Annotated in this window: 20 protein-coding genes; 4 read left to right on the top strand and 16 right to left on the bottom strand. The window is 62.5% G+C overall.

The genetic code is table 11. The annotated features are described in order from the left end of the window. Window positions 1–28 precede the first annotated feature (28 nt). The 16 genes from dnaE to rpsB all read right to left on the bottom strand — a co-directional run bounded on the left by dnaE (window position 29) and on the right by rpsB (window position 18,313). Entirely contained in the window at window positions 29–3,553 is a 3,525-nt protein-coding gene (gene dnaE, locus L1P09_RS05320; protein WP_235768556.1) for a DNA polymerase III subunit alpha, read from the bottom strand. A 180-nt stretch (window positions 3,554–3,733) separates the two neighbouring features. After that, a complete protein-coding gene (rnhB, locus tag L1P09_RS05315; RefSeq protein ID WP_029886977.1) occupies window positions 3,734–4,357 on the bottom strand; it encodes a ribonuclease HII in 624 nt (207 codons plus the stop codon). A gap of 1 nt (window position 4,358) precedes the next feature. Next, window positions 4,359–5,486 (bottom strand): lipid-A-disaccharide synthase, encoded by a 1,128-nt coding sequence (gene lpxB, locus L1P09_RS05310; protein ID WP_192439740.1) that lies wholly within the window; start codon window positions 5,484–5,486, stop codon window positions 4,359–4,361. 1 nt (window position 5,487) lies between these two features. Next, entirely contained in the window at window positions 5,488–6,264 is a 777-nt protein-coding gene (gene lpxA, locus L1P09_RS05305; RefSeq protein WP_009686941.1) for an acyl-ACP--UDP-N-acetylglucosamine O-acyltransferase, read from the bottom strand. Beyond that, the gene (fabZ, locus tag L1P09_RS05300; protein ID WP_004375427.1) at window positions 6,261–6,701 is read right to left on the bottom strand and encodes a 3-hydroxyacyl-ACP dehydratase FabZ; all 441 of its coding nucleotides are present in this window, start codon (window positions 6,699–6,701) and stop codon (window positions 6,261–6,263) included. Before fabZ ends, lpxA begins: the two co-directional genes overlap by 4 nt. Before the next feature lie 114 nt (window positions 6,702–6,815). Continuing rightward, window positions 6,816–7,871: a UDP-3-O-(3-hydroxymyristoyl)glucosamine N-acyltransferase gene (gene lpxD, locus L1P09_RS05295; protein ID WP_029886979.1), complete on the bottom strand. Its 1,056-nt coding sequence runs from the start codon at window positions 7,869–7,871 to the stop codon at window positions 6,816–6,818. A gap of 1 nt (window position 7,872) precedes the next feature. Next, window positions 7,873–8,376 (bottom strand): OmpH family outer membrane protein, encoded by a 504-nt coding sequence (locus L1P09_RS05290; RefSeq protein ID WP_003252311.1) that lies wholly within the window; start codon window positions 8,374–8,376, stop codon window positions 7,873–7,875. A gap of 44 nt (window positions 8,377–8,420) precedes the next feature. Beyond that, complete coding sequence (gene bamA, locus L1P09_RS05285; protein WP_235768554.1) at window positions 8,421–10,781, bottom strand: outer membrane protein assembly factor BamA; 2,361 nt, start codon at window positions 10,779–10,781, stop codon at window positions 8,421–8,423. Between the two features lie 73 nt (window positions 10,782–10,854). After that, the gene (gene rseP, locus L1P09_RS05280; RefSeq protein ID WP_054881206.1) at window positions 10,855–12,207 is read right to left on the bottom strand and encodes an RIP metalloprotease RseP; all 1,353 of its coding nucleotides are present in this window, start codon (window positions 12,205–12,207) and stop codon (window positions 10,855–10,857) included. A 70-nt stretch (window positions 12,208–12,277) separates the two neighbouring features. Then, window positions 12,278–13,468 (bottom strand): 1-deoxy-D-xylulose-5-phosphate reductoisomerase, encoded by a 1,191-nt coding sequence (gene ispC, locus L1P09_RS05275; protein WP_235768552.1) that lies wholly within the window; start codon window positions 13,466–13,468, stop codon window positions 12,278–12,280. After that, window positions 13,465–14,280, bottom strand: coding sequence for a phosphatidate cytidylyltransferase (locus L1P09_RS05270; RefSeq protein ID WP_029886983.1), 816 nt, complete (start codon window positions 14,278–14,280; stop codon window positions 13,465–13,467). The genes ispC and L1P09_RS05270 overlap by 4 nt, the downstream gene beginning before the upstream one ends. Beyond that, window positions 14,280–15,035 carry a polyprenyl diphosphate synthase gene (gene uppS / locus L1P09_RS05265; protein ID WP_009686947.1) on the bottom strand — a complete coding sequence of 252 codons (756 nt, stop codon included), beginning with the start codon at window positions 15,033–15,035 and terminating at the stop codon, window positions 14,280–14,282. Before uppS ends, L1P09_RS05270 begins: the two co-directional genes overlap by 1 nt. Window positions 15,036–15,050: 15 nt before the next feature. Then, a complete protein-coding gene (gene frr, locus L1P09_RS05260) occupies window positions 15,051–15,608 on the bottom strand; it encodes a ribosome recycling factor (protein ID WP_029886984.1) in 558 nt (185 codons plus the stop codon). Then, complete coding sequence (pyrH, locus tag L1P09_RS05255) at window positions 15,605–16,348, bottom strand: UMP kinase (RefSeq protein WP_009686950.1); 744 nt, start codon at window positions 16,346–16,348, stop codon at window positions 15,605–15,607. The genes frr and pyrH overlap by 4 nt, the downstream gene beginning before the upstream one ends. Before the next feature lie 178 nt (window positions 16,349–16,526). Further along, complete coding sequence (gene tsf / locus L1P09_RS05250; protein ID WP_009686951.1) at window positions 16,527–17,390, bottom strand: translation elongation factor Ts; 864 nt, start codon at window positions 17,388–17,390, stop codon at window positions 16,527–16,529. Between the two features lie 185 nt (window positions 17,391–17,575). Further along, window positions 17,576–18,313, bottom strand: coding sequence for a 30S ribosomal protein S2 (gene rpsB, locus L1P09_RS05245; protein ID WP_003252287.1), 738 nt, complete (start codon window positions 18,311–18,313; stop codon window positions 17,576–17,578). 175 nt (window positions 18,314–18,488) lie between these two features. Between rpsB and L1P09_RS05240 the strand changes: the two genes are divergently transcribed. From L1P09_RS05240 to dapC, 4 genes are all read left to right on the top strand, one after another. Further along, a complete protein-coding gene (locus L1P09_RS05240; protein ID WP_235768551.1) occupies window positions 18,489–18,665 on the top strand; it encodes a hypothetical protein in 177 nt (58 codons plus the stop codon). Window positions 18,666–18,777: 112 nt separating this feature from the next. Then, entirely contained in the window at window positions 18,778–19,560 is a 783-nt protein-coding gene (gene map / locus L1P09_RS05235; RefSeq protein WP_009686955.1) for a type I methionyl aminopeptidase, read from the top strand. Between the two features lie 32 nt (window positions 19,561–19,592). Then, window positions 19,593–22,295, top strand: a complete 2,703-nt coding sequence (locus tag L1P09_RS05230; RefSeq protein ID WP_009686956.1) for a [protein-PII] uridylyltransferase — start codon at window positions 19,593–19,595, stop codon at window positions 22,293–22,295. A gap of 30 nt (window positions 22,296–22,325) precedes the next feature. Further along, entirely contained in the window at window positions 22,326–23,522 is a 1,197-nt protein-coding gene (dapC, locus tag L1P09_RS05225; protein ID WP_029888073.1) for a succinyldiaminopimelate transaminase, read from the top strand. Window positions 23,523–23,851 lie beyond the last annotated feature (329 nt).

The following is a 23,851-nucleotide window of genomic DNA, read 5'->3' as shown; positions in this document are numbered from 1 at the left end:
TTCAGGTCGAGATTAAATTTTTGTCGGTTCAACGATATTGCAGGAAGACGTTCTCACGTCCGAACTGGTCACGCAGTGCCTGAATCAGCCCATCGGCAGGGTCGATAGCCCACTGCTCGCCAAACTGCAACATGGCCTTGGCGTCACTGCCGGTGTACTCCAGCGTGATCGGGCAGGCACCGCGGTGGCGGGTGATCAGTTCGCCCAGCCATTTCAGCCGGTCGCCCTTCAACGCTTCGTGCGCCACCTTCAGGCGCAGGCTTTCGGCCAGCTTGGTGCGCGCGTCTTCCATGGTCATGACCTGCTTGACCCGCAGGCGCAAGCCACCGGAGAAGTCGTCATTGCTGACCTCCCCTTCGACCACCACCATGGCGTCGGTCTGCAGCAACGACTGCGCCGCGATATAGGCGTCGGCGAACAACGAGGCCTCGATCCGCCCGGAGCGGTCATCCAGGGTGACGAAGCCCATCTTGTCACCCTTCTTGTTCTTCATCACCCGCAGCGCAATGATCATGCCGGCGATGGTCTGGGTTTCACGCGACGGTTTGAGGTCGATGATGCGCTGGCGGGCGAAGCGGCGAATCTCGGTTTCGTACTCGTCGATCGGGTGGCCGGTCAGGTACAGCCCCAAGGTGTCCTTTTCGCCTTTCAGGCGTTCCTTCAGGGTCAGCTCGCGCACCTTGCGGTGGTTGGCGTAAACATCGACATCCGCCGCGTCGAACATGCCCCCGAACAAGTCGACATGGCCACTGTCCGCGGTATGCGCGGCCTGCTCGGCGGCCTTGATGGCCTCACCCAGTGCCGAAAGCAAGGTCGCCCGGTTGATGTCGATATGGGCATGGTAGGCCTTGATTTCGTCATGGAAATGCGGGCCCAACCGGTCCAGCGCGCCACTGCGCACCAGCGCATCGAGGGTGCGCTTGTTGACCCGTTTGAGGTCGATGCGCTCACAGAAGTCGAACAGGTCCTTGAACGGCCCGCCCTGGGCACGGGCTTCGACGATGGCCTCTACCGGGCCTTCGCCGACGCCCTTGATGGCGCCCAGGCCGTAGACGATACGGCCGTCGTCGTTCACGGTGAACTTGAAATCGGAGAAGTTCACGTCCGGCGCATCCAGGCGCAGCTTCATGCTGCGCACCTCCTCCACCAGCACCACTACCTTGTCGGTGTTGTGCATGTCCGCCGACAGCACCGCCGCCATGAACGGTGCCGGGTAGTGGGTTTTCAGCCAGGCGGTCTGGTACGACACCAGGCCGTAGGCCGCGGAGTGGGATTTGTTGAAGCCGTAACCGGCGAACTTCTCTACCAGGTCGAAGATGTTGCCTGCCAGGTCCGCATCGATATTGTTGGCCACGCAGCCTTCGATGAAACCACCGCGCTGCTTGGCCATTTCCTCGGGCTTTTTCTTGCCCATGGCCCGGCGCAGCATGTCGGCGCCACCGAGGGTGTAGCCGGCCATCACCTGGGCAATCTGCATCACCTGCTCCTGGTACAGGATGATGCCGTAGGTGGGGGCCAGCACTGGCTTGAGGCCGTCGTACTGGTAGTCGGAGTGCGGGTAGGCCAGCTCGGCACGGCCGTGCTTGCGGTTGATGAAGTCGTCCACCATGCCCGATTGCAGCGGGCCGGGGCGGAACAGTGCCACCAGTGCGATGAGGTCTTCCAGGCAGTCGGGCTTGAGCTTCTTGATCAGCTCCTTCATGCCACGCGATTCAAGCTGGAATACCGCCGTGGTTTCGGCCTTCTGCAACAGCTCGTAGGTTTTGCGGTCGTCCAGCGGGATGAAGTCGATATTCACGTCGGGCAGGTTTTTCTTGGCCTGCTCGCGGTTGATGATCTCCATGGCCCACTTGATGATGGTCAGGGTACGCAGGCCAAGGAAGTCGAACTTCACCAGCCCCGCCGCCTCGACGTCATCCTTGTCGAACTGGGTTACCAGGCCGCCGCCTTCTTCGTCACAGGCGATCGGTGAGAAGTCGGTGAGCTTGGTCGGGGCGATCACCACGCCACCAGCGTGCTTGCCGGTACCCCGGGTCACACCTTCGAGCTTCAACGCCATGTCCCAGATTTCGCGGGCGTCCTCGTCACCCTTGAGGAAGTCACGCAGGATCTCTTCCTGCTCGTAGGCCTTCTCCAGGGTCATGCCCACTTCGAACGGAATCATCTTCGACAGGCGGTCGGCCAGGCCGTAGGACTTGCCCTGAACCCGTGCCACGTCACGCACCACCGCCTTGGCAGCCATGGTGCCGAAGGTGATGATCTGGCTGACCGCGTTGCGGCCATAAGCCTCGGCCACATAGTCGATCACCCGGTCACGGCCATCCATGCAGAAGTCGACGTCGAAGTCGGGCATGGAAATACGTTCAGGGTTGAGGAAGCGCTCGAACAGCAGGTCATAGGCCAGCGGGTCGAGGTCGGTGATCTTCAGCACATAGGCCACCAGCGAACCTGCGCCCGAACCACGGCCAGGGCCTACCGGCACGTCGTTGTTCTTGGCCCACTTGATGAAGTCCATCACGATCAGGAAGTAACCGGGGAAGCCCATCTGGATGATGATGTCCAGTTCGAACTTCAGCCGGTCAAGGTAAACCTGGCGCTTCTCTTCGTAATTGGGCGTGGTCTCCTTCGGCCACAGGACCGCCAGGCGCTCTTCCAGGCCCTCGTGGGACACGTGCCGCAGGTAGTCGTCGATGCCCATGCCGTTGGGCGTGGGGAAGTCGGGCAGGAAGTACTTGCCCAACTGCACCTGGATGTTGCAACGCTTGGCGATTTCGACGGTGTTGGCGATGGCATCGGGCAGGTCGCTGAACAGCTCGGCCATTTCCTCGGACGACTTGAGGTACTGCTGGTCGCTGTAGCAACGCGGCCGGCGGGGGTCGTCGAGGGTCCAGCCTTCACCGATGCAAACCCGGGTTTCATGGGCGTCGAAATCGGACTGCTTGATGAAACGCACGTCGTTGGTGGCCACCAGCGGCGCGCCGAGCCTGTCGGCCAGGGCCACGGCAGCATGCACATATTCCTCGTCGCGGGCGCGGTTGGTGCGCTGCACTTCTACGTAGAAGCGCTCGGGGAACATGCCCATCCAGTCTTGCAGCAGGGCCTGGGCTTCGTCGTCACGGCCGGCCAGCAGGGCCATGCCGATGTCACCTTCCTTGCCGGCCGACAAGGCGATCAGGCCTTCGCTGGCCGGCGCGATCCATTCACGCTGCAGGATCACCAGGCCGTTGCGCTGGCCGTCGGTCCAGCCGCGCGAGATCAGCTCGGTGAGGTTGCGATAGCCCTTGGGGTTCATGGCCAGCAGGCAGATGCGCGACAGCGGCGCTTCCGGGTCGGCGCCGGCCAGCCACAGGTCTGCACCACAGATCGGTTTGATGCCGGCGCCCATGGCCGTCTTGTAGAACTTCACCAGCGCGCACATGTTGCTCTGGTCGGTGATGGCCACTGCTGGCATGTTCATCCCGGCCAGCGCCTTGGCCAGCGGCTTGATCCGCACCAGGCCGTCAACCAGCGAGAATTCAGAGTGGACGCGCAGGTGAACGAAGGGAACCGACATGGGAGATCCTGTAGCAGTGCTGAACGACAAGGGCGGGATTGTAGCTTAATTGCGCGGGGGTTTTGGGGCTGCGTGTAGGAGCGGGTTTACCCGCGAACCAGGCGACGCGGTGCACGGCACCGGCTGTGCCGGTGTTCGCGGCTAAAGCGCCTGCAAGGGCCCCGGATAACGGCCCATTGGTCAGACCAGCGAACCGATGACGCCCTCACGCGCGTCCCAGGCGGCCCGCACCGGTGCGAACGAACGCCGATGAATGGGCGTAGGCCCAAGCCGGGCCAAGGCCTCCAGATGTACCGGCGTGGGGTAGCCCTTGTGCCCGCCGATACCGTAACCGGGGTAGATCAGCTCGAACGCGCTCATTTCACGGTCACGGCTGACCTTGGCCAGAATCGAGGCTGCCGCAATCGCCGGGACCTGGCTATCGCCCTTGACCACCGGCGCTGCCGGCACGGCCAGTTTCGGGCAGCGGTTGCCGTCGATCAGCGCAAGCTTCGGTGTAACGTGCAGGCCTTCGACCGCGCGCTGCATGGCCAGCATGGTGGCCTGCAGGATATTGAGCCGGTCGATTTCCTCGACCTCGGCACGGGCGATGCAAAAGCTCAGGGCCTTTTCGCAAATCTCGTCGAAAAGAGCCTCGCGCTTGGCTTGCGTGAGTTTTTTCGAATCGTTCAGGCCGAGAATCGGCCGGGTTGGGTCGAGGATCACCGCTGCCGTTACCACCGCACCGCACAGCGGGCCACGGCCCACTTCGTCAACGCCGGCGACCAGGTCTTCGACCAGGTTGAAGTCCAGTCCAAATTGCATGTCAGCGGTCCTTGAGCAGGGCCAGCACCGCCTCGGCCGCCTGATTGGAGGCGTCGCGGCGCAGGGTGCGGTGAATTTCGTCGAAACGTTCGGTCTGCCGGCTCCCATCGCGCAACAACGGTACCAGGGTATTGGCCAACGCCTCGCTGGTGGCAGCGTCCTGCAGCAGTTCAGGTACCAGCTCACGCTGCGCCAACAGGTTTGGCAACGACACGTAGGGGCTTTTCACCAGCCGCTTGAGAATCCAGTAGGTCAGCGGCGCCAGGCGGTAAGCCACCACCATCGGCCGCTTGTACAGCAAGGCTTCGAGGGTGGCGGTACCCGAAGCGATCAACACCGCATCGCAGGCGGCCAGGGCCTGGTGCGACTGGCCATCGAGCAGCATCAGCGGCAACTGCCGCCCTTCGAGCATCTGCTCGACCTGAGCGCGCCGCGCTGCATTGGCACACGGCAGTACGAAGCGCACGCCCGGTACGTGGTGGCACAGGCGCTCGGCAGCATCGAGGAACAACGCCCCCAGGCGGCCAACCTCGCCGCCGCGGCTGCCCGGCATCAGGGCCACCACCGGGCCCTCGCCCAGGCCCAGTGTGGCACGCGCAGCTGCGCGGTCGGCCTGCAGCGGGATGGTGTCGGCCAGCGGGTGGCCGACAAAGCGCACCGGCACGCCCTGCTCTTCATAGAACCGCGCCTCGAACGGCAGCAGGGTCAGCATCAGGTCGCAGCCTTCGCGGATCTTCAGCACCCGCTTCTGCCGCCAGGCCCAGACCGACGGGCTGACATAGTGCACAGTCTTGATCCCGGCCTGCCGCAGTTTCAGCTCGATGTTGAGGGTAAAGTCAGGCGCATCGATACCGATGAACACATCCGGCCTTTCATCGATCAGGGTCTGGATCAGCAGTTTGCGCCGCTTGAGCAGCTCGCGCAGGCGCCCCAGCACCTCCACCAGGCCCATGACCGCCAGGCGTTCCATAGGGAAATAGGATTGCAGGCCTTCGGCTTCCATCAAGGGGCCGCCCACCCCGATAAAGCGTATGTCGGGGTGGCGCTCCCTGAGGGCACGCATCAGGCCTGAACCCAGAATATCGCCGCTGGCCTCACCGGCCACCAGCGCTACGCAAAGCCGGGCCATGTCAGCGGGTGATGCCGCGAGCGGAGTTCACGATCGACTGGCGGAACAGCTCGACCTCAGGGTGCAGCGCAGCAGGCTCGGCCAGCTCCTTGAGTGCGTCTTCGACGGTAAGGCCCTGACGATAGACAATCTTGTAGCAGCGGCGCAGCACGTGGATCACTTCGGCACTGAAACCGCGCCGGCGCATGCCCTCGAAGTTCATGCTACGGGCTTCGGCCGGGCTACCGAACACGGTCACGAAGGCCGGCACGTCCTTGCCGATCGCCGTACCCATGCCGGAAAACGCGTGGGCACCGATATGGCAGTACTGGTGCACCAGGGTGTAGCCGGACAGGATCGCCCAGTCGCCCACATGCACATGCCCGGCAAGGGCCGTGTTGTTGACCAGAATGCAGTGGTTACCGATGACGCTGTCGTGGCCGATGTGGGCATAGGCCATGATCAGGTTGTGGTCACCCAGGGTGGTTTCGGCACGGTCCTGAATGGTCCCACGGTGAATGGTCACCCCTTCGCGGATCACGTTGTGGTCGCCAATCACCAGGCGCGTCGGCTCACCCTTGTACTTGAGGTCCGGGGTGTCTTCGCCAATCGACGAAAACTGGAAGATACGGTTGTGCTTGCCGATGCGGGTCGGCCCCTTCAACACAACATGCGGGCCGATAACGGTGCCCTCCCCGACCTCGACATCGGGGCCCACGATCGACCAAGGGCCCACCTCGACACCGTCGGCGAGCTTGGCCGAGGGATCGATGATGGCCCGAGGATCAATCGAATTCATAGGGAGCGTTCCGCGCAGGTGATTTCTGCCGAGCACACCGGCTTGCCGTCGACCAGGGCGCGGCATTCGAACTTCCAGATCATGCTCTTGCGGCTGAGGAACTTGGCTTCCAGTACCAACTGGTCACCCGGCAGCACCGGCTGGCGGAAACGCAGCTTGTCGGAGCCGACGAAGTAATACAGGGTGCCATCGGCAGGCTTGGCATCGAGCATCTTGAAACCCAGGATACCGGCCGCCTGGGCCATGGCTTCGATGATCAGGACGCCCGGCATGATCGGGTGCGCCGGGAAGTGGCCATTGAAGAACGGCTCGTTGATGCTGACATTCTTGTAGGCACGAATGCTCTGGGCCTCGTAGTCCAGCTCCGTCACGCGGTCCACCAGCAGGAACGGGTAACGGTGAGGCAGGTATTCGCGAATCTCGTTGATGTCCATCATTTCGGGGGGGAAGCCTGTAATAAGAATAGGGAGCGCAGGTGCTGACCGCACGCTCCTTTTGCAATCCAAAGAGGAGCCAGCTAGCGACTGTTCACTCTTGCTCAGGGAATGGTATCAGCCTTCTGATGCCGGCTGGCCACCTGAGGTCACGGTATCGACGCGTTTTTCCAGCTGCTGGAGGCGCTTGGCCATATCGTCCAGGTGGCGGATACGCGCGGCGCTCTTGCGCCAGTCAGCCAATGGCTGCATGGCCGTACCGGAAGAATAGGAGCCCGGCTCGGTGATCGAGCGGGTAACCATGGTCATTCCGGAAATGAATACGTTATCGCAAACATCAATGTGCCCCACCAGCCCCACGCCACCCGCCAGCATGCAGTGCTTGCCAATGCGCGTGCTGCCGGAAATACCGACACACGCAGCCATGGCGGTGTGGTCGCCGATCTGCACGTTGTGGGCGATCTGGATCTGGTTATCCAGCTTGACCCCATCGCCGATGCGCGTGTCCGACAGCGCGCCACGGTCGACCGCCGTGTTGACGCCGATTTCCACATCATCGCCGATGGTAACGCCGCCAATCTGGGCGATCTTGCGCCAGATGCCCTTCTCGTTGGCGAAGCCAAAGCCCTCGCCGCCGATCACCGCACCCGACTGAATGACCACGCGCTTGCCGATGGTGACGTCGTGATACAACGTGACCCTCGGTGCCAGCCAGCCGCCTTCACCCACCACGCAACGGGCACCAATGAAGCAATGTGCACCAATGCTCACGTTGGCGCCGATACGGGCGCCACTTTCGATGACCGCGAACGGCCCGATGCTGGCGCTGGCATCTACCTGGGCATCCTCGGCCACCACGGCGCTGGGATGGATTCCCGCCACAGCCTTGGGTTTCGGATCGAACAGGTGGGAAATGCGCGCATAAGCCAGGTACGGGTCGGCCACGACCAGGGCATTGCCGGCAAAGCTTTCGGCGTCCGCGGCCTTGAGCAGCACCGCGCCGGCCTGGCAGTTATCCAGGTACTTGCGGTACTGCGGGTTGGCCAGGAAGGTCAACTGCCCGGGGCCAGCCTCTTGCAAGGTGGCCAGCCCGGTAATCTGCAGCGCCTCGGGCCCCTTCAGGGTGGCACCGAGGGCCTCGGCCAGCTGGCCTAGCGTCATGGTCACACTCATATCAACGGGCTTGGTTCATGCGCTCGATGACCTGGCGGGTGATGTCGTACTGAGGTTTGACATCGATGACCGCGCCACGCTCGAGAACCAGGTCGTAACCGCCTTTCTTGATCACTTCCTCGACAGCGCCATCCAGCTTCGGCTTCAGCTGCTTGAGCATGTCACGGTCGGCAACGGCCTTGGCTTCGTTCAGCTCCTTGGACTGGAACTGGAAGTCGCGGGCTTTTTGCTTGAACTCGAGCTCCAGGCGCTCACGCTCCTGCTGCTGCATCTTGTCGCCGCCCTTGATCAGGCGGTCCTGGATACCCTTGGCGCTGCTTTCCAGGCTTTTCAGCTTGGTCAGTTGCGGGCCGAATTTCTTCTCGGCATCCACCGCGTATTTCTTGGCGGCGTCCGATTCCAGCAGGGCCATCTGATAGTTCAGCACGGCAACCTTCATTTCGGCGAAAGCCGGGGTGGCGACCAGCGCCGCGGCCACTACGGCCAGTTGAGCCAATTTACGCACGATGCACTCCTGGATAAACCGTTGTCGTTAAGCAAGGGCCGACCTTAGAAGGTCTGGCCCAGAGAGAATTGGAACACCTGGGTATCGGCATCGTCCGGCTTCTTGACCGGCATTGCCAGGCTGAAGCTCAGCGGGCCCAGTGCAGTAATCCAGGTCACGCCCAGGCCGACCGAACTGGCCATGCCCGAGAAACCGACCTTCTCGCAATCAGGCTTCTTGCCGCAGTTGGTGTCGAACACGTTACCCACATCCCAGAACACGGAGGTGCGCAGCGAACGCTGGTCCTTGACGAACGGCAGCGGGAACAGGAGCTCGACGCCACCTTGTACGAGGACGTTACCGCCGAACGGTAGTGGATCCTTGTCCGGATCCGCAATAGTCCCCGGTTTACCCCCATTGTTCTCACCGCGGCTTGGGGTACTGCGTGGGCCCAGGCTGCTGTCTTTGAAGCCGCGGACGGAGTTGAAGCCACCCGCGAAGTAGTTCTCGTAGAACGGCAGGCCGGAGGTGCTGCCATAACCATCACCATAGCCCAGCTCGGTGTGCAGGCGCAGGGTGTAGTCATTGTTGATCGGCTGGAACAGCTGGCCACGGTAGTCGAGCTTGAAGAACGACAGGTCGCTGCCTGGAATGGTCGATTCCAGGGTCAGGCTTTGCGAGTGACCGCGGGTCGCCAGCACACCTTTGTTCAAGGTCGACTCGGACCAGCCGATCGACGCCTTGAAGTTGAGGAAGTTGTCGCCTTCCTGGTCGAGGAAATCGAAGATCTCGTCCACGGTGTACTTGCCGGTCTTGATCTTGTCCTGCTGCACGCTCAGGCCGTAGGTCAGGCGCGAAGTTTCGCTGATCGGGTAGCCCAGGCTCACACCTGCACCGAGGCTGTCCACCGCATAGCTGGCCACGTCGACATCGAGGTCATCGTAGTTGGTGCTGCGGTAGAAGGCGTTGTAGCCCAGGCTCACGCCGTCGGCAGTGAAGTAGGGGTCCACGAAGCCAAAGTTGTAGCGGGTCTGGTATTCCGACCGGGTCAAGCCGATGGACACCTTGTTACCGGTGCCGAGGAAGTTGCTCTGGCTGATCGAACCACCCAGGATCAGGCCCGCGCTCTGGGCGAAACCGACGCTGGCGGTGATCGAACCGGAGGCTTGCTCCTCCACGCTGTAGTTGACGTCGACCTGGTCATCGGTGCCGGGCACCGGTGGGGTCTCGACGTTGACTTCCTTGAAGAAGCCCAGGCGCTCGAGGCGGGTCTTGGACTGGTCGATCAGGTAGGTCGACGCCCACCCGCCTTCCATCTGGCGCATTTCGCGACGCAGCACTTCGTCTTCGGTCTTGGTGTTACCGCGGTAGTTGATGCGGTTGACGTAGGCACGCTTGCCCGGGTCGACCACGAACATGATGTCTACCGTGTGGTCCTGTTCGTTCGGCTGTGGCACGCCGTTGACGTTGGCGAAGGTGTAGCCCTCGTTGCCCAGGCGGCGGGTGATCAGCTCGGACGTGGTGGTCATCACCTTGCGCGAGAATACCTGGCCAGGCTGCACCAGCAGCAGCGACTTGACCTGGTCTTCCGGCACCTTGAGGTCACCGGACAGCTTCACGTCGCGAACGGTGTACTTCTCGCCTTCGTTGATGTTGACGGTGATGTAGACGTGCTTCTTGTCTGGCGTGATCGACACCTGGGTCGAGGCGATGTCCATGTTGATGTAGCCGCGGTCCAGGTAGTAGGAACGCAGGCGCTCAAGGTCACCGGACAGCTTTTCGCGGGCGTACTTGTCGTCGTTCTTGAAGAACGACAGCCAGTTGGTGGTTTTCAGCTCGAACAACTGGCCCAGGGTATCGTCGTCGAACACGTTGTTGCCGACGATGTTGATGTGCTGGATGGCCGCGACCGTGCCTTCGTTGATCTTGATCTTCAGTGCCACGCGGTTGCGCGGCTGCGGCACCACCTCGGCGTCGACCTCGGCCGAGTAGCGGCCCTGGGCCACGTACTGGCGCTGCAGTTCGTTACGCACGCCTTCAAGGGTGGCACGCTGGAAGATCTCGCCTTCGGCCAGGCCGGATTGCTTCAGGCCTTTCATCAGGTCATCGGTGCTGATCGCCTTGTTGCCTTCGATCTCGATGCTCGACACCGACGGGCGCTCGACCACGTTGATGATCAGCACATTGCCATCGCGGTTCAACTGGATGTCCTGGAAGAACCCGGTCTTGAACAGGGAACGGGTCGAGTCCACCAGGCGGCGGTCATCAGCCTGGTCACCGACGTTCAGCGGCAAGGCACCGAACACGCTGCCGGCGGAAACCCGCTGCAGGCCGTTGACGCGAATATCGGAGATGGTGAAGGACTCGGCGTGAACTTCAGCGATCATCAGTGCGGACATGACCGCAGTTAGCAGCAGACGTTTCATGAAGTCCTTTTATTCCAACTGGCAATAAACAACCCGCCGTGAAAGAACGGCGGGTTCGCAATTGAGCGAAGCTTTATAGTCGACCCAGATCGTTGATCAGGGCGAGCAACATCACCCCTATGACCAAACTGATACCGATCTGGACCCCCCAACCTTGCACCCGATCCGACAGCGGACGACCGCGCGCCCACTCGACCAGATAAAACAGCAAATGCCCCCCATCGAGTACCGGGATGGGCAGCAGGTTAAGAACCCCCAGGCTTATGCTCAGGTAGGCGAGGAAATTCAGGAAATCCCCGATGCCGGACTGGGCTGAAGCGCCCGCCACTTTAGCAATGGTTATCGGTCCACTCAAGTTTTTTACCGAGAGCTCCCCGAACAGCATTTTCTTCAGCGATTCGAGGGTAAGGACACTCATGTTCCAGGTGCGTGACAAGCCCTCGCCCACCGCCTCCAGCGGGCCATAGCTGACTTCGCGAAGCATGCTGGCAGGCCATTCGCCACCTTTGACCCCGGCACCCAGGTAGCCGGCAACGGCCTTGCCCTCGCCCTTGTGGGCCAGGACCACCGGCACGTCGAGGGCAGCACCGTCGCGCTCCACGCGGACCTGCACCTTGGCATCCGGCCGGGCACGTACACTGTCGACCACCTGCTGCCATTCGGTCACGGCAACGCCGTCGACCGCCAGCAGCTTGTCACCGCTCTTGAGGCCCGCAGCGGCAGCCGGCCCTTTCGGGTCGATCTCGGCCAGCACCGACGCAATCGCCGGGCGCCATGGGTGCAGCCCAAGGGACTGGATCGGGTCTGGCTCATCGGCGCCCTTCAACCAGCTGTCCAGCTTGACCTGCAACTGGCGCTCGGCGCTGGCGCCATCGTCGCGCACGCCAACCTGCAAGGTGCCGCTCTCGCCCAGGCGCCGCACCAGCTGCAGGTTGACCGCCGCCCAACCGCTGGTCGGCTTGCCGTCCACAGAGACGATTTCCTGACCTGCGGCCAGCCCGGCCGACGCCGCCAGGCTGCCGGCATCGACGCTACCAATGACCGGGCGAACCTGTTGGGTACCCAGCATCGCCAGCAGCCAGAAGAACACGATTGCCAGCAGGAAATTGGCGATCGGGCCGGCCGCGACAATGGCGATACGCTGGCCTACCGGTTTGCGGTTGAACGACTGGCCGAGCAACGCCGGCGGCACATCACCTTCGCGCTCGTCGAGCATCTTCACGTAGCCGCCCAGCGGGATCGCCGCCACGACGAACTCGGTGCCATGGCGGTCATGCCAGCGCAGCAGCGGCGTGCCGAAACCCACCGAAAAACGCAGCACCTTCACGCCACAGCGGCGCGCGACCCAGAAGTGGCCGAATTCATGAAAGGTCACCAGCACCCCCAGGGCCACGAGGGTGCCGATAATCATGTAGAGCGCTGTCATGTCCATCTCCGAATGATATTCAGCGGGGCGGGGCAATACCCTGCCCCCCACGCACCGTAGCGAGCCTGCATCAGCGGCCGTGGCGGCGCAGCCACTCCCGGGAAAGCTCCCGGGCCCGCTGGTCGGCGGCGAATACCGCGTCCAGGGAAGGCAGGGGCACCACAGGTTCCTGCTCGAGTACCTGTTCGATCATACCCGCGATCTCCGGGAAGCGAATACGCCGCTCGAGAAATGCTTGCACCGCCACTTCGTTGGCGGCATTGAGCACGGCAGGGGCACTGTTGCCGGCTTCGGCAGCCTGCCGCGCGAGGCGCAGGCAAGGGAAGCGTTGTTCGTCGGGCGCCTGGAAATCCAGACGGGCGACCGCGAACAGGTCCAGCGGCGCCACCCCGGAGTCGATCCGTTCGGGCCAGGCCAGGGCGTTGGCGATCGGGGTGCGCATGTCCGGGTTGCCCAGCTGGGCAAGGACCGAGCCATCCACGTAGTCGACCAGCGAGTGGATCACGCTCTGCGGGTGCACCACCACTTCGACCTTGGCCGGCGCAGCATCGAACAGCCAACAGGCTTCGATCAGTTCCAGCCCTTTATTCATCATGCTGGCCGAATCCACGGAGATCTTGCGCCCCATCGACCAGTTAGGGTGCGCACAGGCTTGCTCCGGGGTCACCCCCATCAGCGCTTCGACGGGTGTTTCACGGAACGGGCCACCGGAAGCCGTCAGCAGGATCCGCCGCACCCCCACCGCACTCAGGCCACGGGCATAGTCGCCAGGCATGCACTGGAAGATAGCGTTGTGCTCGCTGTCGATTGGCAGCAGCACGGCGCCATGGCGCCGCACGGCGTCCATGAACAGGGCCCCCGACATCACCAGCGCTTCCTTGTTGGCCAGCAGGACCTTCTTGCCCGCCTCGACAGCCGCCAAGGTGGGACACAAGCCGGCAGCCCCGACGATGGCCGCCATCACGGCGTCCACTTCGCTTGCCGACGCCACCTGGCACAGCCCGGCGTCGCCTTCGAGCACCTCGGTTGCACAACCGGCCGCCGCCAGACCTGCACGCAACCGCATGGCCGCTTCACTGCTCGGCACCACGGCGAACGCCGGGCGGTGGCGCACGCACAGGGCCAGCAGTTCGTCCACACGCGAATAGCCACTGAGGGCGAACGCCTGGTAGCGATCAGGGTGCCGGGCAATCACGTCCAGGGTGCTCAGGCCGATGGAGCCGGTGGCACCGAGCACGGTGATACGTTGCGGGCGAGTCACATGACACCCCATTCGGCAGCCCACAACAACACGGCAAAGATCGGGATCGCTGCCGTCAGGCTGTCGATGCGGTCGAGCACACCGCCGTGGCCGGGGAGCAGGTTGCTGCTGTCCTTGATGCCGGAGCGGCGCTTGAACATGCTCTCGGTCAGGTCACCGACCACCGAGGCCATCACCAGCAGCGCAGCACCCAGCAGGCCGAGCAGCACCTGGCCGACGCCCCAGTCGCGGCTTATGCCCACACCGAGGGTGATCAACAAGCTGACCGCCAGCCCGCCATACACGCCTTCCCAGCTTTTGCCGGGGCTGACCTGCGGGGCCAGCTTGCGCTTGCCGAATGCACGGCCAGAGAAGTACGCGCCGATATCGGCAGCCCACACCAGCACCATGACCGAGAGAATCAGCCAGTTGCCCAGCGGCCAGTGCTTGAGCAGCACCAACCCCTGCCAGGCGGGCAGCAATACCAGCAGGCCGATCAGCAGCCGGCAGGCAGCACTGGCCCACAACTCGCTGCTGCGTGGATAGGTCAGCACCAGCCAGGTCGCCAACCCCCACCAGATCACTGCGGCGCCGAGCACCCAGGGGGCCAGCTCCGGCAGGATGTACAGCAGCATCAGCGCCCCGGCCACCACCAGGGCGTAGGCAATGCGCAGCGGCTGGGCCATCAGGCCGGCCAGGCGCGCCCACTCCCAGGCACCGAGGGTCACTACGAAGCCGATGAACAGGGCAAAATCCCCACCGTTGAGCAGGAAGAAACCACCCAGCGCAATCGGCAGCAGGATCAGCGCGGTAATGATGCGTTGTTTAAGCATTAAGCACGAGCTCCAGCCTCGACCTGCTCGCTGGTCTTACCGAAGCGGCGCTGGCGCGAAGCGAAATCGGCCAGGGCTTTACGCATGGCCTCGTGTTTGAAGTCCGGCCAGTACAGGTCGGAGAAATACAGCTCGGCATATGCCAGCTGCCACAGCAGGAAATTGCTGATGCGATGCTCGCCACCGGTGCGGATACATAGGTCCGGTAACGGCAGCTCACCGGTTGCCAGGCACGTCTGCAGCAGGCCAGGGGTGATGTCGTCCGGGCGCAGGTGCCCGGCTTGCACTTCCCGCGCCAGCCGTTGCGCGGCCTGGGCAATGTCCCACTGGCCGCCGTAGTTGGCAGCGATTTGCAGGATGAAGCGGTTGTTACCGGCGGTCAGCGCCTCGGCCTCGCGCATGGCAGCCTGCAACTCCGGGTGGAACCGCGAGCGGTCACCGATGATGCGCAGGCTGATATTGTTTTCGTTGAGGCGCTTGGCCTCACGGCGCAGGGCCGAGAAGAACAGTTCCATCAGCGCACCGACTTCTTCGGCGGGGCGCTGCCAGTTTTCACTGGAGAAGGCGAACAGGGTCAGCACCTCGACCCCGGACTGGGCACAGACTTCGATGACCGCGCGAACGGCGTCGACACCCGCCTTGTGCCCGGCAACGCCGGGCAGCAGGCGTTTTTTTGCCCAGCGGTTGTTGCCGTCCATGATGATCGCGACATGACGCGGCACCGAGGACGGCACCGCTGGCTTGGTCTTTTCCATTAAAAAACCCCGGCCTCAGACGGCCATCAGGTCCTTTTCCTTGGCCTTGAAGGCAGCATCGACCTCGGCAACGAACTTGTCGGTCAGCTTCTGGATGTCATCAGCGGCGCGACGCTCTTCGTCTTCACTGATTTCCTTGTCCTTGGTCAGCTTCTTCAGGTCGGCCAGGGCGTCGCGGCGCACGTTGCGCACGGCTACCTTGGCGTCTTCGGCAACAGCGCTGGCCTGCTTGGTATAGCCCTTGCGGGTTTCCTCGGTCAGGGCCGGCATCGGCACGCGAATGGTGGTACCGGCGCTGGACGGGTTCAGGCCCAGGTCAGAGGTGAGGATGGCTTTTTCGATAGCCGCGCTGAGGTTCTTGTCGTGGGCGACGATCTTCAGCGTGCGGGCATCTTCGACGGTGATTGCAGCCACCTGGTTCAGCGGCATCTCGCTGCCCCAGGCAGTGACCCTGACGGTATCCAGGATGCTTGGGTGAGCGCGACCCGTACGGATGGCCGCCAGGTTGCGAGCCAGGGCCTCGAGAGACTTGGTCATGCGCTCCTGCGCGTCTTTCTTGATATCGTTGATCATTTCTGGACTTCCTCGATCAGAGTTCCTTCCGCGCCGCCATGCACGATGTTCAGCAGGGCGCCGGGCTTGTTCATGTTGAAGACGCGCAGCGGCATCTTGTGGTCGCGGCACAGGCAGATTGCCGTGAGATCCATTACCCCCAGCTTGCGATCCAGCACTTCATCGTAGGTCAGATGATCGAACTTCTCGGCATGCGGGTCCTTGAATGGATCTGCAGTGTATACACCATCGACCTTGGTTGCCTTCAATACCACGTCGGCATCGATTTCGATGGCGCGCAGGCAAGCGGCAGAGTCGGTGGTGAAGAACGGGTTGCCAGTACCGGCGGCGAAAATCACGACTTCCTTGGCGTTGAGGTGACGCATGGCTTTGCGACGGTCGTAATGATCGGTAACACCCACCATGGAGATCGCCGACATGACGATGGCAGTGATGTTCGCCCGCTCCAGCGCGTCGCGCATGGCCAGGGCATTCATCACGGTGGCCAGCATCCCCATGTGGTCGCCGGTAACACGGTCCATGCCGGCTGCACTGAGCGCCGCGCCACGGAACAGGTTGCCACCACCGATCACCAGGCCTACCTGAACACCGATGCCGACCAGTTGGCCGACTTCCAGCGCCATGCGATCCAGGACCTTGGGGTCGATCCCGAACTCTTCCGAGCCCATCAGGGCCTCGCCGCTAAGTTTGAGTAGAATGCGTTTATAGCGAGCCTGATGACCACTGCCCTGCTGAGCCATTGCGAATCTCTCCTGCGGCGTTTGTAAAATTCTTGCGGGCTGCTTGAGCCTGCTTGTAACTGTAACGTGACGCAACGATTGCGTCCGCGAGCAGCGGTTTCTGTAAACCGTTCCCGCTTTGACAAAGAGGCTGCGCGCGTGAGCGGGCAGCCTCTTTGGGGCGACAGACGGGGCTGTCTTACTGCTTGGCAGCAGCTACCTGAGCGGCAACTTCAGCAGCGAAGTCGTCGACTGGCTTCTCGATGCCCTCGCCTACTTTGAAGTAGGTGAAGGAAACGATTTCAGCACCGGCTTTCTTGGCCAGCTCGCCAACTTTGACTTCCGGGTTCATGACGAAAGCCTGCTCTTTCAGCGAGGCTTCAGCCTTGAACTTGGTGATACGGCCGTTGATCATGTTCTCAACGATGTTCTCTGGCTTGCCGGCGATCTTGTCAGCGTTCAGCTGCAGGAACACGCCCTTCTCACGCTCGATGGCCTCGGCGGAGATTTCCGACGAATCCAGGAACTCAGGGTTCGACGCAGCCACGTGCATGGCGATGTTCTTGGCCAGCTCGACGTCGCCGCCGTTCAGGACAACAACGGCACCGATCTTGTTGCCGTGCAGGTAGGCACCCACAACGTCACCCTCAACGCGCACCAGGCGGCGGATGTTGACGTTCTCGCCGCACTTGGCGACCAGGGCTTCACGAGCAGCTTCACGCGAAGCGATCAGCGGCGCAGCGTCGGTCAGCTTCTGGGCGAAGGCTTCTTCGAGGCTTTCAGCAACGAAGTTCTTGAAGTCGTCTTGCAGGGCCAGGAAGTCGGTCTGCGAGTTCACTTCCAGCAGAACGGCGGATTTACCGTCGGTCTTGACCGCGATAGCGCCTTCAGCAGCGACGTTGCCAGCCTTTTTGGCGGCCTTGATGGCGCCCGAGGCACGCATGTCGTCAATGGCTTTTTCGATGTCGCCGCCGGCCTTTTCCAGGGCCTTTTTGCAATCCATCATGCCTTCGCCGGTACGCTCGCGCAGTTCTTTGACCAGCGCTGCAGTAATTGCTGCCATTTCAAAATCCTCTTGGAAAGTTTTTCAACCATTCCACCCGTTGGTCACGGGCGTTAAATTCTGCAAATCCGCTGCTTGTGTTCCAGCAGGCCCATGATGCGGGGCCGATGCTGACAGCAGGATTTCAAGGTGGCAAAAAGGGGGCAGAGCCCCCTTTTCGCGTGCCAAGTAGACGCTAGCGCCTATTACTCAGCAGCAGGTGCAGCCGCTTCTTCAGCGTAGACTTCAGTGCCGCCGGCAACGTTGTTGCGGCCGCGGATGACAGCGTCAGCCATCGAAGTCATGTACAGCTCGATAGCGCGAATGGCGTCATCGTTACCTGGGATGATGTAGTCAACACCTTCCGGGCTGCTGTTGGTATCGACAACGCCGATAACCGGGATACCCAGTTTGTTGGCTTCGGTGATCGCGATGCGCTCGTGATCAACGTCGATAACGAACAGAGCGTCTGGCAGACCACCCATGTCCTTGATGCCGCCCAGGCTGCGATCCAGTTTTTCCAGGTCGCGGGAGCGCATCAGGGCTTCTTTCTTGGTCAGCTTGGCGAAAGTGCCATCTTCGGCCTGGGTTTCCAGGTCGCGCAGACGCTTGATCGAGGCGCGGATGGTTTTGTAGTTGGTCAGCATGCCGCCCAACCAACGGTGGTCAACGTATGGCGAACCGCAACGAGCAGCTTGCTCGGCGACGATCTTGCCGGCGGAACGCTTGGTGCCGACGAACAGGATCTTGTTCTTGCCCTGGGCCAGGCGCTCTACGAACGACAGAGCGTCGTTGAACATTGGCAGGGTTTTTTCCAGGTTGACGATGTGGATCTTGTTACGCGCGCCGAAAATGTACTTGCCCATTTTCGGGTTCCAGTAACGGGTCTGGTGGCCGAAGTGCACACCGGCCTTCAGCATATCGCGCATATTGACTTGGGACATGATAGTTCCTTGATAAGTCGGGTTGGGCCTCCACGTATCCCAATGACCAACCCGCGAATTCTGCAACTCGGGGCACCCAGGTCATCGTGTCGACACGTGTGTGGGTTAAATGCTGACGGGGTCGTGCCCGAAAGCGGCGCATGTTATACCACAGACCGCGGGCAAACGGAACCCGGTGGAAGCAGCTGGAAGCTGGAAGCTGCAAGCTGCAAGCTGCAAGCTGCAAGCTGCAAGCTGCAAGCTGCAAGCTGCAAGCTGCAAGCTGCAAGCTGCAAGCTGCAAGCAAAAGCAAAAGCAAAAGCAAAAGCAAAAAGCAAAAAGCAGCCGACGCACGATCCGCTTCTTCTTGTAGCTTGCCACTTGCCACTTGCCACTTGCCACTTGCAGCTTGCAGCTTGACGCTCTGATAGAATAAGCCCTTTCCCGTTTGTTCGCGCCGTGCACGGCGCCGTAGAGAGCCTGTAATGACCGTTACCATCAAGACCGCAGAAGACATCGAAAAGATGCGCATCGCTGGCCGCCTGGCTGCCGAAGTGCTGGAAATGATCGAGGAACACGTCAAGCCCGGCGTCACCACAGAAGCGCTGGACCGCCTGTGCCACGACTACATCGTCAATGTTCAGCAGGCCATCCCGGCGCCGCTCAACTACAAAGGCTACCCGAAGTCGATCTGCACCTCGATCAACCATGTGGTCTGCCACGGCATCCCCAATGACAAGCCGCTCAAGGACGGTGACACGCTGAACATCGACGTCACCGTGATCAAGGACGGCTACCACGGCGATACCAGCCGCATGTTCCATGTCGGCACCGTGCCGGCATGGGCCGAGCGCCTGTCCAAGGTGACCCAGGAATGCATGTACAAGGCCATTGAACTGGTCAAGCCAGGGTGCCGCCTGGGCGACATCGGTGAAGTGATCCAGAAGCACGCCGAAAAGAACGGCTTCTCGGTGGTGCGTGAATTCTGCGGCCACGGCATCGGCAAGGTGTTCCACGAAGAACCGCAGATCCTCCACTACGGCCGCGCAGGCACGGGCATGGAACTGAAGGAAGGCATGACCTTCACCATCGAACCCATGATCAACCAGGGCAAGGCCGACACCAAGGTGCTGGGCGACGGCTGGACCGCCATCACCAAGGACCGCAAGCTCTCGGCCCAGTGGGAGCACACCCTGGTGGTGACTGCGACCGGCTACGAGATCTTCACCCTGCGCAAGGACGATACGATCCCGCGCACCTCGGCCTGAGCCCGGCCAACCCACGACAGGAACGTGACGCGATGCCCCAGGTGGACCCCGAACTGTTCGACCGCGGCCAGTTCCAGGCGGAACTGGCCCTCAAGGCGAGCCCTATCGCCGCTTTCAAGAAAGCCATCCGCCTGGCCGGCGAGGTGCTCGACAAGCGTTTCCGCGCCGGCGGCGACATTCGCCCGCTGATCGAGGCCCGTGCCTGGCTGGTCGACAATATCCTGCAACAGGCCTGGAACCAGTTCGACTGGGGGGACCACAGCGGCATCGCCCTGGTTGCGGTGGGTGGCTACGGGCGCGGTGAACTGCACCCGCATTCGGACATCGACCTGCTGATCCTCCTGGGCGCTGCCGAGCATGAACAGTACCGCGACGCCATCGAACGGTTTCTGACCCTGCTGTGGGACATAGGCCTGGAAGTCGGCCAGAGCGTGCGTACCGTGGACGAGTGTGCCGAACAGGCCCGCGCCGACCTCACGGTGATCACCAACCTGATGGAAAGCCGCACCATCGCCGGCCCGGAGCCGTTGCGCCAACGCATGCTGGACGTGACCAGCACCGCGCACATGTGGCCGAGCAAGGAGTTCTTCCTGGCCAAGCGCGCCGAACTCAAGGCCCGCCACCACAAGTACAACGACACCGAGTACAACCTGGAACCCAACGTCAAAGGGTCCCCTGGCGGCCTGCGCGATATCCAGACCGTACTGTGGGTGGCGCGCCGCCAATACGGCACCTTGAACCTGCTCGCACTGGCTGGCGAAGGCTTCCTGCTGGAAAGCGAGAACGAACTGCTGGCCTCGTCGCAGGACTTTCTATGGAAGGTGCGTTACGCCCTGCACATGCTGGCCGGCCGCGCCGAAGACCGCCTGTTGTTCGACCACCAGCGCAGCCTGGCCGAACTGCTGGGCTACCACGACGAGAACCCCAAGCGGGCGATCGAGCAGTTCATGACCCAGTACTACCGGGTGGTGATGAGCATCAGCCAGCTGTGCGACCTGATCATCCAGCACTTCGAGGAGGTCATCCTCGCCGACGAGGACAGTGGCAGCACCCAGCCGCTGAATGCGCGCTTCCGCCTGCATGACGGCTATATCGAGGCCACCCGGCCGAACGTGTTCAAGCGCACGCCGTTCGCCATGCTGGAGATGTTCGTGCTGATGGCCCAGCACCCGGAAATCAAGGGTGTACGCGCCGATACCGTGCGCCTGCTGCGCGAACACCGGCACCTGATCGACGACACGTTCCGCACCGACATCCGCAATACCAGCCTGTTCATCGAGCTGTTCAAGTGCGAGATCGGCATACATCGCAACCTGCGCCGAATGAACCGCTACGGCATCCTGGGGCGTTACCTGCCCGAGTTCGGCCTGATCGTCGGGCAGATGCAGCACGACCTGTTCCACATCTATACCGTGGATGCGCACACCCTCAACCTCATCAAGCACCTGCGCAAGCTGCAGTACACACCGGTGTCCGAGAAGTTTCCGCTGGCCAGCAAGCTCATGGGGCGCCTGCCCAAACCCGAGCTGATCTACCTGGCCGGCCTGTACCACGACATCGGCAAGGGCCGCCACGGTGACCACTCGGAGCTCGGTGCAGTAGACGCGCAGAAGTTCTGCGAACGCCACCAACTGCCCGCGTGGGACAGCCGGCTGATCGTCTGGCTGGTGCTCAACCACCTGGTGATGTCTACCACCGCCCAGCGCAAGGACCTGTCCGACCCACAGGTGATCAACGACTTTGCCCTGCACGTGGGCGACGAAACGCGCCTGGACTACCTGTACGTGCTGACCGTGGCCGATATCAATGCCACCAACCCCAGCTTGTGGAACTCGTGGCGCGCCAGCCTGTTGCGCCAGCTTTACACCGAGACCAAGCGGGCCTTGCGCCGTGGCCTGGAAAACCCGCTGGACCGCGAAGAGCAGATTCGCCAAACCCAGTCTGCCGCCCTGGACATCCTGGTGCGCGAGGGCACCGACCCGGACGACGTCGAACAATTGTGGTCGCAGCTGGGCGATGACTACTTCCTCAAGCACACTGCGGCCGACGTAGCCTGGCACAGTGATGCGATCCTGCAGCAGCCCGCCGATGGCGGCCCGCTGGTGCTGATCAAGGAAACTACCCAGCGCGAGTTCGAGGGTGGCACGCAGATCTTCATCTACGCCCCGGACCAGCACGACTTCTTTGCGGTGACAGTAGCGGCCATGTCGCAGCTGAACCTGAACATTCACGACGCGCGAATCATCACCTCAAGCAGCCAGTTCACCCTCGACACCTACATCGTGCTGGACAACGACGGCGGCTCGATTGGCGACAACCCGCAACGGGTGCGGCAGATTCGCGACGGCCTGAGCGAAGCCTTGCGCAACCCCGAGAACTACCCGACCATCATTCAGCGCCGGGTGCCCCGCCAGCTCAAGCACTTCGACTTCCCGCCACAGGTGACCATCCTCAACGATGCCCAACGGCCGGTGACCATTCTGGAGATCACGGCCCCCGACCGCCCTGGCCTGCTGGCCCGGCTGGGGCGGATTTTCCTGGAGTTCGACCTGTCACTGCAGAACGCCAAGATCGCCACCCTCGGCGAACGGGTCGAAGACGTGTTCTTCATCACCGATGCCGACAACCAGCCGCTGTCCGACCCGCAACTGTGCAGCCGCCTGCAGGAAGCTATCGTGCAGCAGCTGCAGGCCGGCCAAGGCAGCGACACCAGCCCGAGCCGCCTGACCATTTAACGATTAGACGATTGACGAGACCTTGCGCCGATGAACCATGCCTTGACCCAGCTTCAGCCCTACCCGTTCGAGAAGCTCCGCGCCCTGCTGGGCGCCGTGAAGCCTGCGGCGGACAAACGCGCCATCGCCCTGTCGATCGGTGAGCCGAAGCACGAATCGCCGGCGTTCGTCGCCCAGGCCATGGCCGACAACCTCGACAAGCTGGCTGTCTATCCCAGCACCCTCGGCCTGCCGGCGCTGCGCCAGGCTATTGGCCAGTGGTGCGAGCAGCGGTTTGGCGTGCCCGCCGGCTGGCTCGACGCCGACCGTCATATCCTGCCGGTCAATGGCACCCGCGAGGCGCTGTTCGCCTTCACCCAGGCCGTGGTCAACCGCGCCGATGACGGCCTGGTGGTCAGCCCGAACCCGTTCTATCAGATCTATGAAGGCGCAGCCCTGCTGGCCGGTGCCACCCCACACTACCTGCCGTGCCTGGAGGCCAATGGCTTCAACCCGGACTTCGACGCCGTGCCGGCCGATGTCTGGCAGCGCTGCCAGATCCTGTTCCTGTGCTCGCCGGGCAACCCGACCGGGGCGCTGGTGCCCATGGACACCCTGAAAACGCTGATTGCCCTGGCCGACGAGCATGATTTCGTGATCGCCGCCGATGAGTGCTACAGCGAACTGTACTTCGACGAAGACGCCCCGCCGCCCGGCCTGTTGAGCGCTTGCGCGGAGCTGGGCCGCAGCGACTTCAAACGTTGCGTGGTCTTCCACAGCCTGTCCAAGCGCTCCAACCTGCCGGGCCTGCGCTCGGGCTTCGTTGCCGGCGACGCCGACATCATCAAGCCATTCCTGCTGTACCGTACCTATCACGGCTGCGCCATGCCGGTGCAAACCCAACTGGCGAGCATCGCCGCTTGGCAGGATGAAGCGCATGTGCGCGAAAACCGCGACCAGTACCGCGCCAAATACGATGCCGTGCTGGAGATCCTGCAGCCGGTACTGGACGTACAGCGCCCGGACGGCAGCTTCTACCTGTGGGCCAAGGTGCCTGGCGACGATGCCGAGTTCACCCGTGACCTGTTCGAAGCCCAGCATGTGACGGTGGTGCCGGGGTCTTACCTTTCGCGGGAAGTGGATGGTGTGAACCCGGGGGCCGGGCGTGTCCGCATGGCCTTGGTTGCACCGCTGGCCGAGTGCATCGAAGCTGCCGAGCGCATTCGCGCGTTTCTGCAAAGCCGCTGACAGGATCGGTGGGCGGTTTGTACGCGGTTCCTGTGGGAGCGGGCGTGCCCGCGAACACCGGCGCAGCCGGTGCCAGACACCGCGTCTCCTGCTTCGCGGGCTTGCCCGCTCCCACAATGAATCGCGCAGGCTTTTCGAATTTTGAGCAAGACAGTTGCTCCTGCAAGTACGGCGGCAACTCCAAGCCAGCGCAGGCCCTGTGGGAGCGGGCGTGCCCGCGAACACCGGCGCAGCCGGTGCCATACACCGCGTCGCCTGCTTCGCGGGCAAGCCCGCTCCCACAACGAATCGCGCAGGCTTTTCAAATTTTGAGCCAGACAGTTGCTCCT

It is taken from the genome of Pseudomonas juntendi, from assembly GCF_021560075.1.
GTDB lineage: Bacteria > Pseudomonadota > Gammaproteobacteria > Pseudomonadales > Pseudomonadaceae > Aquipseudomonas > Aquipseudomonas juntendi.
This window is presented reverse-complemented; position numbering and strand designations above follow the sequence as displayed.

Bases quoted from the DNA above. Each gene is read 5' to 3' on its own strand.
- uppS (WP_009686947.1), bottom strand. From the start codon at position 15,035: ATGGAAAAGACCAAGCCAGCGGTGCCGTCCTCGGTGCCGCGTCATGTC.
- lpxA (WP_009686941.1), bottom strand. From the start codon at position 6,264: ATGAATTCGATTGATCCTCGGGCCATCATCGATCCCTCGGCCAAGCTC.
- pyrH (WP_009686950.1), bottom strand. From the start codon at position 16,348: ATGGCTCAGCAGGGCAGTGGTCATCAGGCTCGCTATAAACGCATTCTA.
- map (WP_009686955.1), top strand. From the start codon at position 18,778: ATGACCGTTACCATCAAGACCGCAGAAGACATCGAAAAGATGCGCATC.
- bamA (WP_235768554.1), bottom strand. From the start codon at position 10,781: ATGAAACGTCTGCTGCTAACTGCGGTCATGTCCGCACTGATGATCGCT.
- lpxB (WP_192439740.1), bottom strand. From the start codon at position 5,486: ATGGCCCGGCTTTGCGTAGCGCTGGTGGCCGGTGAGGCCAGCGGCGAT.
- lpxD (WP_029886979.1), bottom strand. From the start codon at position 7,871: ATGAGTGTGACCATGACGCTAGGCCAGCTGGCCGAGGCCCTCGGTGCC.
- rpsB (WP_003252287.1), bottom strand. From the start codon at position 18,313: ATGTCCCAAGTCAATATGCGCGATATGCTGAAGGCCGGTGTGCACTTC.
- dapC (WP_029888073.1), top strand. From the start codon at position 22,326: ATGAACCATGCCTTGACCCAGCTTCAGCCCTACCCGTTCGAGAAGCTC.
- rseP (WP_054881206.1), bottom strand. From the start codon at position 12,207: ATGACAGCGCTCTACATGATTATCGGCACCCTCGTGGCCCTGGGGGTG.
- frr (WP_029886984.1), bottom strand. From the start codon at position 15,608: ATGATCAACGATATCAAGAAAGACGCGCAGGAGCGCATGACCAAGTCT.
- rnhB (WP_029886977.1), bottom strand. From the start codon at position 4,357: ATGCAATTTGGACTGGACTTCAACCTGGTCGAAGACCTGGTCGCCGGC.
- dnaE (WP_235768556.1), bottom strand. From the start codon at position 3,553: ATGTCGGTTCCCTTCGTTCACCTGCGCGTCCACTCTGAATTCTCGCTG.
- L1P09_RS05270 (WP_029886983.1), bottom strand. From the start codon at position 14,280: ATGCTTAAACAACGCATCATTACCGCGCTGATCCTGCTGCCGATTGCG.
- L1P09_RS05230 (WP_009686956.1), top strand. From the start codon at position 19,593: ATGCCCCAGGTGGACCCCGAACTGTTCGACCGCGGCCAGTTCCAGGCG.
- fabZ (WP_004375427.1), bottom strand. From the start codon at position 6,701: ATGATGGACATCAACGAGATTCGCGAATACCTGCCTCACCGTTACCCG.
- tsf (WP_009686951.1), bottom strand. From the start codon at position 17,390: ATGGCAGCAATTACTGCAGCGCTGGTCAAAGAACTGCGCGAGCGTACC.